General features: G+C 37.4%; 2 protein-coding genes and 1 pseudogene. 1 reads left to right on the top strand and 2 read right to left on the bottom strand.

The genetic code is table 11. The features are described 5' to 3' along the window. Positions 1-583: 583 nt before the first annotated feature. Both BMY85_RS15280 and BMY85_RS15275 read right to left on the bottom strand, forming a co-directional pair. Positions 584-1,564: a patatin-like phospholipase family protein gene (locus BMY85_RS15280; protein WP_092479273.1), complete on the bottom strand. Its 981-nt coding sequence runs from the start codon at positions 1,562-1,564 to the stop codon at positions 584-586. A gap of 50 nt (positions 1,565-1,614) precedes the next feature. Then, complete coding sequence (locus BMY85_RS15275; RefSeq protein WP_242939761.1) at positions 1,615-2,331, bottom strand: DUF421 domain-containing protein; 717 nt, start codon at positions 2,329-2,331, stop codon at positions 1,615-1,617. Between the two features lie 186 nt (positions 2,332-2,517). Between BMY85_RS15275 and BMY85_RS16320 the strand changes: the two are divergent. Continuing rightward, a pseudogene (locus BMY85_RS16320) lies at positions 2,518-2,870 on the top strand (transposase); the annotation flags it as partial.

The following is a 2,870-nucleotide window of genomic DNA, read 5'->3' as shown; positions in this document are numbered from 1 at the left end:
TCGCTAAAAGACAGCGACAGCTAAAAGACAGCGACAGCTAAAAAACAGCGGCACCTATCTGGCACGGCAAAGTCTGAGTTTCTTCGAGTACATTTCAGTCGCAAGAGTCTGAGGAACTCAGACTTTGTTCCTTTGCAAGATTTTTTGTTACATTCCATTTCTATAAGGAAAGAATATCCACTTCTAATTCGTAAGGATTTGCATTAGGTTCTATTTCGACAAATAAAGTACAGGTATCTTTTCCGTTTACCTGGTCCGTAAACTTTTGTCAGTCCATAAATATCGAATAGTTGTACACCTAATTCAGAATTATCCTTTGATATGTAACATTAATAGTTCTATTATACATGGATTAAAAACATTAAAGTTTTTTTAGGCAGACTGGAGGAAAGAGGATTTCTGCAATGTGAACGCTCTGGACGTCTAAAAATGTATTATGCTGGTGATAAATCGTGTATCAGGAAAAAGTGTATCAGTATGAGATGAAAGTATGAATATAAAAGAATAAATGGAAAGTACTGTTTTATAAAGTTCAAAAGGACAATGAGAGCTGAATCTGCATAGTCCTTTTGAATCCGTAAAGTTATTCTTTTTCGTTTACAAGCCACTGGGCAAACTGATTAAGTTCTTCAGAATAAGTTTCTGCAAGTTCATTACCACAAGTTAAGAAATATTCGATTGCTGAATCAGAGTAATCATCTATGGCGGGAGATTTTTCAACGGAATTGAATTGCAATCGCAGGTACTGTTCATCTTTATCAACAATATGAAAGATGGAACGAAGCTGATAATCAACAGTTTGTGCATTACTATTTAGAAGAATTGAGAAAAGAGGAGCCGCCCATTCAATCAATCCCCATTTTTTTACATCTCTATAAAAATAACTAATGTCTGTTTGGATGTTGCCTACTGACATAAGCCTGACATCGTTGATGGAATTGCATTCTTTTAATTTAAACGCTTCAATAAGAGAACATAGTGCTGGATTATTGGCAACAACGCCTCCGTCTATAAAGCAATTAGGACAGCCCGCTGGTTTATCCAGACACATAGGTGGAAAATAGGTTGGAGCTGCACAGGAAGAAAGGATTGCCTGCCAGACAAAAGGATTTCTCTGCTTGTGTTTTCTTCCAGTCTCTGCATTAAAGAATACGGCACTTCTTGTTGTGGTATCATAAGATGCTATTAGACAGGGTTTTAATAACTGGCTGAGCTTTAGATCACCAAAGAAGTTTTGTAATGTTTTTTCAAAATCACGATTGATGTATTTGGATCCGAAGAGTGGGTAAAGGGATTGTTTCTGAAAGATAGCAGAACCTAGTTTCAGGTAAAAGTCCAATATCTCCTTGGCAGAATATTTAGGATGATTATTTTCTGGGGTAAGATAAAGTGCAGTAAGAATAGAACCAGTACTGGTTCCACCGATTAAGTCAAAATAATCTCCAATGCGGGCGTTAGTATCATTACTATATTGTTGTAGGAGCGTTTCAAGTTTATGAATTACGACGGCTGGAACGATCCCTTTCATTCCACCGCCATCAATGGAAAGGATTGCTGTTTGCATACAAATCACCTCATACTGAATATATGAAGTGATTTAGAAATATAGTATTATTATTCAAAAATGTCTGTAGGAACTTCATCATTTGTTTTTGCATAGACAGAAAGTTTATTATAAATGTCACAAGTTGCAAATAATACTTCGGATTCGTCATTTACACCTTGTGCTTTTAGCTGGCTGTGCAGCCATTTCAGATCATTTCCAGTCTGCTTTAAGTTTTTAGCCATAATATTCCCGTCAATAATAACAGTAGCTTGAATGGATTCGGGAGCAACACTTAGGTGTAGATCAGATGGTGTTACAGGACGATGGTCTGCCTTTGGCAGGATGCTGAATTTGCCATTGCTTTCTAAAATTACCGAATGTATTTCAGATATATCAAAGTATCCGGAGTTTCTACATTGACAGAGAAATTCATCTACATCAATACGAGCTTTTTTTAAACTTTTATAATTTATTTTGCCATTGCACATGAGAATTAAGGGCTTTCCTTCCATAAAACGACGCATTTTAATGGATTTATTGCTGACACAGGAAATACTTATCACAATTATAGAATAGACAATCATAGCAGTAAGTGTATTTTGAAACTGATCCAGATTTGTTGCCATTTCTGCTGCGATGGAACCTATGGTAATGCCATTAATATAGTCAAACATGCTAAGTTCGGAAACTTCACGGTAGCCCATAAGTTTGGTAAGAATAAATAGTACAATAACAGAGCCAAGAGAAGTCCATATTATCTTTAATATATCCATATTAATCTCCATTCCGCCGCCTTCAGCTGGCGGCACAAATAGTAATGAAAGGGTTCCAACATCCACTCTGTGTTGTAAAATAACTTGTAAGAAGCTACACTACAAAGCACGGCAGGAGGAGTTGTAAAACCTTTCTTCGTTTTAGACAGCATATTAATCAGTGCAAGTTCTGCCCTTTCAAGCACAAATAAGTGGCACAATGCTGTCCGGTTTCTCTGTACCATTCCGGGTGTTGAACGTGATAGTGCAATCACTATCATCTCCGAAATCGGTATGGATATGTCTCATTTCTCTAGTTCCAAACGACTTTGCTGCTGGGCTGGTTTAACTCCAGGAAACAACGAATCAGCTGGCAAGAAGAAAACTGTCCGCATTACACGTGCCGGTGTCTATCTCAAACCTGCTTTAGTACAATGTGCTCATGCAGCCGTGAAATCGGATAAATCTCCTTACTACAAAAAGAAATACGAATTGCTTGCAAAACGTCGTGGCAAGAAAAGAGCCATTATCGCTATTGCCCGTATGATTCTCACTGCTATCTATCAGATGCT

This window comes from [Clostridium] polysaccharolyticum, from assembly GCF_900111595.1.
Classification (GTDB): domain Bacteria; phylum Bacillota; class Clostridia; order Lachnospirales; family Lachnospiraceae; genus Clostridium_AI; species Clostridium_AI polysaccharolyticum.
The sequence above is the reverse complement of the archived record's forward strand: the minus strand, read 5'-3'. Positions and strand labels throughout refer to the sequence as shown.

Bases quoted from the DNA above. Each gene is read 5' to 3' on its own strand.
- BMY85_RS15280 (WP_092479273.1), bottom strand. From the start codon at position 1,564: ATGCAAACAGCAATCCTTTCCATTGATGGCGGTGGAATGAAAGGGATC.
- BMY85_RS15275 (WP_242939761.1), bottom strand. From the start codon at position 2,331: ATGGAGATTAATATGGATATATTAAAGATAATATGGACTTCTCTTGGC.